Source organism: Psychrobacter sp. T6-1, from assembly GCF_052258445.1.
Map to the genome: position 1 here is coordinate 1 of NZ_JBQQFC010000152.1, position 5,631 is coordinate 5,631.

A 5,631-nucleotide genomic window follows, 5' to 3' on the forward strand; every position below is an offset into this window, starting at 1 on the left:
TCAAATACCTGACGGTATTCAGTAAAGGTCGTAGAACCGATACAGCGCAGCTCACCGTTAGCCAGTGCAGGCTTAATAAGGTTAGACACGTCCATATTGCTACTCATCGACGAACCTGCTCCGATGATCATATGCACCTCATCAATGAACAAGATAGCATTTGGCTTTTTCTTTAGCGCATCAAGAAGTGACTTCATACGTTTTTCAAAATCGCCACGATACTTAGTACCTGCAATCAAAGAGCCAATATCTAAACTATAAATCACGCAGCCATTGAGTGGCTTTGGTGCTTTATCATTGATAATTAACCACGCAAGACCCTCAGCGATAGAGGTTTTACCTACACCTGGCTCACCGACCAATAAAGGGTTGTTTTTGCGGCGGCGACAAAGCACTTGTGCGGCGCGTTCAATCTCTGAGGCGCGGCCGATAAGAGGATCAGTCTTGCCCTCAGCTGCACGCTGGTTGAGATTGGTTGCAAACTCAACTAATGGGTCTTTACTAGTCTTTTCAGAGGGGCTACGGCGCTCGCCACTCATAGAGGCACGCGGCTCTGCAGGCTCATCTTTATCCTGACCATGCGATAGATACTGCGTGAGCTCAAGACGGCTGATGCCTTGCTTTTTAAGTAAGTAAACGGCGTAAGTATCATGCTCTGAGAACATAGACACTAGTATATCGGAACCTTCAACCAAGCGACCACCGCCGATTGACTGCACATGGAATATCGCGCGCTGCAAAATACGATCAAAGCTTTGCGTCGGTTGCGGCGATTGCTCCATATCCACGTCTACGGTTGGCGTATGCTTGTTGATATAGGCTTCAAGCTCGCTACGTAGCGTGGTCACGTTGGCATTACAAGCGGTTAGCGTATTAGCAGCATGAGTATTCTCAAGCAGGGCCAATAGCAAATGCTCGACTGTGAGATACTCGTGCGATTTTTGCCGCGCAAGTGTCATTGCCAAACGTAGGGATACTTCTAAATGACGACTTAACATAAGGACTTCCTAAGGTTATACCTATCTTATAATTGATAGCTTAATGAATGACTTAGTTAGTAAATTAGGGCGAGAATGAGATTGTTCAAGAGCATTTACTCTATTAGCTTACTCTATTAATAACCAGTATCGCTTATTACCACTGTGCACTAAGTATCAGTTTTGTGGCTGTTGTTGCAGCGAGGGTTTGTAGACTTATTCATGTCGGCTTATATTCATATCAACATGATAAACACGGATAGTCAATCCACTAATACGTACTAAAATGTATCAGTATCTATAGCAATTATGACAGGACGCCTTCTAAAACGATGACTTCGTTGAGATTTATGATAACAATGCAGGATAAATAGGATAAGAGCGTGCTAGATAACTTCGTTATAGGTAAGTGCTACAACCAGTGGGTAGATGTTTTATATAGGGGTGATCAAAAATTAATCAAGAGGAATAATCCAAGACTCATTCTGAGACAATCATTGCCTAGCATTGCCTAAGATAGTACAGACTAAATTTGTACCGTAAGCTTTAGATGACAAAAACATTATGCTGAGCCTTTTGTTGAACTTCGTTCTCAACTTAAGGTTACTTGAAAAGTTAGGTGAGTTACCAAGAGCTTATGTTGCTAAGAGCTGATAAAGTAATAAAGCGAGTTACTCTCCTTGATGCGGCTCTATCTGCGTCAATAAAGGGTAGCCTTCTCTATGCGCTAAGCTATTGACCTTTTTGGCTTTGGTCTCTGCGATGTCTTTTGGGTAAATACCAGCAATACCTTTGCTAGTATTGTGAATGGACAACATTATCGCAACCGCTGAATCCATACTATGACGAAATTCAGATTGCAGCACATAGACCACAAACTCCATAGGCGTGTAGTTGTCGTTATACATGACGACCGCATACATAGGCGGTTTAGCGACCTCTGGCTCAGCAACCAAAACATCCGCTTGCGGCGAGGTCTCATTCTCAAGGTCATCATCTTGAGCGCGGTGAACAGGTGCACTTGGAAAGTGCCAGTCAGCCGCGATAGAATCGGTGTAAGTGTAGGGTTTTTTAATCATAATTAGAATACAAACATAAGGTAAAAAGAAGGAGAGAATAGTATAGTAAACAACTACTCAGATTCAATAGGACTTTCATCAAGCTCCTGTAAGTCCATAAGTGACAGCGGCATATCATCAACCATAGCCCCTAAATCCCAATCATAGAGCTGGACGGCTTCTTGATTGCCCGACTTCAAAGTCAGCTTAGCCTGCAAAGGCTTAAAACGCTCAGGCATCACAAAGCGTCCACGAATACGCTCAATGCCTTTGACACTATAACGCGTAGGCTCTAATGGCACCTCTACAAAATCATCATCATTGAGCAAGGTTAGCGAGACTAAGACAGACTTCGCTGTGCCCTCAGCACTGAGCATCCCAATATCAAAACCATACTCAAAAGCATTCTCTGGTAGCGGTTCTATCTTTGCACCAAGCACTTGCAGTGGCATGCCGCCATTGTCTGCAATGACATCTGAGTACAAATCGTTAAGCTGGGTGACTTGAGCATTTTCAATATTAAGCTCGCGCTGAGTACGGCGCAGCTCATCTAAATTAGCAAGACTGATTTCAAGCTCTTGCTTGGCAGTGGCGACTTGATTAGCTAATACCTTTTGGGTAACGCGCAGATCCTCTAACTCTTGAGAGGTCTGTTTGCCATTGACAGCAGCTTTGTCAGTCTCAGCCTTTATTGAATGGTAGCCGCTTTGATAGCCAAGCTTGTGACCAAATACTGAGCCGACAATAGCTGTAACAAGTATCGCCGCCACAAACAATGCCAGTAACCAAGTTGATGCCCCAGTCTGGCTGACGCTTATACGAGTAAGCATATGACTATTTGTATCAGTCCGATCGCTAATAGCAGCCTGATAAAAAGAGGATAGTTTGAGCATAAAATCGTGTGATAAGGGAGCCTGACATGATGGACATGTGGGCTGTGAGCACAAACGCTTGGCAGTCTTAACACGCATCTATAGGGAATCTCTTATCAGTAGGAGCGATGTATTATAGCGGAATTCATAATCAATACCTAGCACTGTCCATACGAATGACTCATTGGATATATCGAGTCAAATATCCAAATTTGACTCAGTATATAAGTATAAATTAAGGCACGATAGGAGCAAAATTAAGCCCTAATGACTCATCAAGCCCAAACATGATGTTCATGTTTTGTACCGCTTGCCCTGATGCGCCTTTCACTAAATTATCTTGTACCACCAATACTGTCAGATCCCGGCGCTCATTGTCTTGATGAATGGCGATACGCAGGCGATTGCTAGCGCGTACACTACGCGTATCAGGATGCATACCTGTTGGCAATACATCTACAAAGCTCTCTTGAGCATAGCTGGTCTCAAACTGCTCTTGCCAGTCGATACCCTTGCCCGCCTCTGTAAGCTCCATATGAATAGAGCTGAACATACCGCGTATCATCGGTATCAGATGCGGTAAAAAACGAATACGATGCGTAAACTGGCTGTTCAATAACTGGGAAACGCCTTGCTCAATCTCTGGTAAATGCCTGTGACCCTCAACGCTATAGGCTTTAAAATTGTCAGTCGTTTCAGCGTAGTTAAGCGCCAGTTTCGCTTGCCTGCCTGCACCAGAGACGCCAGATTTGGCGTCAATAACGATACGCGCATCGATAAGCGGTTCGTTTTGCTTATTTTGCATCTCAATAATAGGCTTTAGACCCAATATTGCTGTTGTCGGATAGCAGCCTGGATTTCCAACGACTAAAGCCTTGGCTAATTTGTCACGGTTAACCTCAGGCAGACCATAAACGGCCGTTTTAAGTAGCTCAGGACAAGCATGGGTTTGCTGGTACCACTGCTCAAAATCAGGTAAAGATTGCAGGCGAAAATCAGCCGCTAAGTCGATGACTTTAACGCCCGCTTGCGTGAGCGCTTCAGCTTGCCTCATAGCTACGCCGTGAGGGGTAGCAAAGAACACCACATCACACTGCTGCAAAGCAGACAGCGTATCATCGCCCAAATCACTAAAGACTAAGTCTGTAATACCGCGCAAGCTAGGAAATATCTCATCAGCGCGCAAGCCTGCTTCGCTGCGTGAAGTCAATAAATCAATAGATACTTTAGGATGAGCGGAGAGCAAGCGAATAAGTTCAATACCCGTATAGCCTGTGCCGCCAACGATAGCTGCTGAGATCATAATGTATCCTTTTGTCCTTTAAACTTATGACTTTAAATATTTACCTAAGTGCTAAAAAAGCGTCAAATCTTACAAGTCTCAAACTTTATAGTCATGTACCGCATCGATAAAGACTTTGGCATGATCAGGGTTGACCCACTGAGTGATACCGTGACCTAAATTTGCAATATAGCCCGTCTTGTTACCACTTGCGTAGGCGCTATCAAGCATAAACTTGACTTCATCACGGATCTTTTGCGGTGAAGCATACAAAGTTGAGGGATCTAGGTTGCCTTGAATGGCCTTGCTACCTTGGATCTTTTTATAGTGCTTGGTCAGTTGGCGCTGGCTCTCTGTAAGCACCTGACGCGCGCGATCTAGTGGCATCGTCCAATCAAGCCCTAAGACGTCCGCCTCACTATCAGCTTGAACATCTAGCCACAGACCGCCGCCTTTGGTAAATAGAACTACCGGAATATCTGGATGACGCAACTTGAGATCTGAGATAATGCGCTTGTTATAAAAGTGCGAAAATTCAATAAATTGACGATGACCCAGCGCCCCGCCCCAGCTGTCAAATATCTGTACAATCTGCGCGCCTGCAACGATTTGTGCATCTAAATAATCTGTGACCGCAGTGGCAAGTTTGTCTAGTAACGCATGTAGCAGCTCCGGCTGACTATAGAGCATGCCTTTGGTATAGCGGTAGTCTTTTGAGCTGCCACCCTCAATCATATAAGTGGCAAGCGTCCATGGACTACCTGAGAACCCAAACAAAGGGACTTGACCATTTAGTGCATGACGAATGCTAGTCACTGCGCGCATGACATAATCGAGCGAGTCATTAACATCGAGTACAGGCAAGTTATCGACATCGGCTTGAGTGCGAACTTGACGCTCAAACTTTGGCCCCTCACCCGTCTCAAAGTACAGGCCAAGCCCCATCGCATCAGGAATGGTCAAGATGTCACTGAACAAAATAGCCGCGTCCAAATCAAAACGGCGCAGCGGCTGCAAAGTGACCTCAGTTGCTCGGTCAGTGTCCTTGCATAGACTCATAAAGTCGCCGGCCTCGGCGCGAGTCGCCTTGTACTCTGGTAGATAGCGTCCTGCTTGACGCATCATCCATACTGGCGTCGTATCTATAGATTCAAAACGCAGCGCCCGTAGCAACCTGTCGTTTTTTAGTGGCGCAAAGTCATGATTAGGTGAAACGTGATCTGAGGCGCTCATGCGCAAATCTCCAAGATGATTTATTGTCATTATAAAATAAAGGATGAGTAAGCAAAGTCATATCAAGTAAAGCTACAGCAAGCAAATCACATGGACAGTGCCAGATTGTCACGATGTACCATAACGACGCGCTCTTCGCTACTACCCAAGATTCTATCGAACTGCTCGGTACGTTCGCGAGCGACGCGCCGCGCCTCATTGGATGAAAA

The 5,631-nt window shown here is 45.1% G+C and carries 5 protein-coding genes and 1 pseudogene; all 6 read right to left on the reverse strand.

Features of this window, described 5'->3' with window-relative positions:
* Positions 1–998 (reverse strand): AAA family ATPase (locus ACTXGO_RS08820; RefSeq protein WP_443574097.1); only part of this gene is annotated, 998 nt, incomplete at its 3' end.
* Positions 999–1,648: 650 nt separating this feature from the next.
* Positions 1,649–2,056: an ATP-dependent Clp protease adaptor ClpS gene (locus tag ACTXGO_RS08825; RefSeq protein WP_317199723.1), complete on the reverse strand. Its 408-nt coding sequence runs from the start codon at positions 2,054–2,056 to the stop codon at positions 1,649–1,651.
* Between the two features lie 53 nt (positions 2,057–2,109).
* Complete coding sequence (locus ACTXGO_RS08830) at positions 2,110–2,865, reverse strand: hypothetical protein (protein WP_435950699.1); 756 nt, start codon at positions 2,863–2,865, stop codon at positions 2,110–2,112.
* 277 nt (positions 2,866–3,142) lie between these two features.
* Positions 3,143–4,210, reverse strand: coding sequence for an N-acetyl-gamma-glutamyl-phosphate reductase (argC, locus tag ACTXGO_RS08835; RefSeq protein WP_443574099.1), 1,068 nt, complete (start codon positions 4,208–4,210; stop codon positions 3,143–3,145).
* Positions 4,211–4,288: 78 nt separating this feature from the next.
* Positions 4,289–5,422, reverse strand: a complete 1,134-nt coding sequence (hemE, locus tag ACTXGO_RS08840) for a uroporphyrinogen decarboxylase (protein ID WP_443574101.1) — start codon at positions 5,420–5,422, stop codon at positions 4,289–4,291.
* Positions 5,423–5,508: 86 nt separating this feature from the next.
* Positions 5,509–5,631: pseudogene (locus tag ACTXGO_RS08845) on the reverse strand (glutamate 5-kinase); the annotation flags it as partial.

Coding starts and splice junctions, on each gene's coding strand:
- ACTXGO_RS08825 (WP_317199723.1), bottom strand. CDS start 2,056: ATGATTAAAAAACCCTACACTTACACCGATTCTATCGCGGCTGACTGG.
- ACTXGO_RS08830 (WP_435950699.1), bottom strand. CDS start 2,865: ATGCTTACTCGTATAAGCGTCAGCCAGACTGGGGCATCAACTTGGTTA.
- argC (WP_443574099.1), bottom strand. CDS start 4,210: ATGATCTCAGCAGCTATCGTTGGCGGCACAGGCTATACGGGTATTGAA.
- hemE (WP_443574101.1), bottom strand. CDS start 5,422: ATGAGCGCCTCAGATCACGTTTCACCTAATCATGACTTTGCGCCACTA.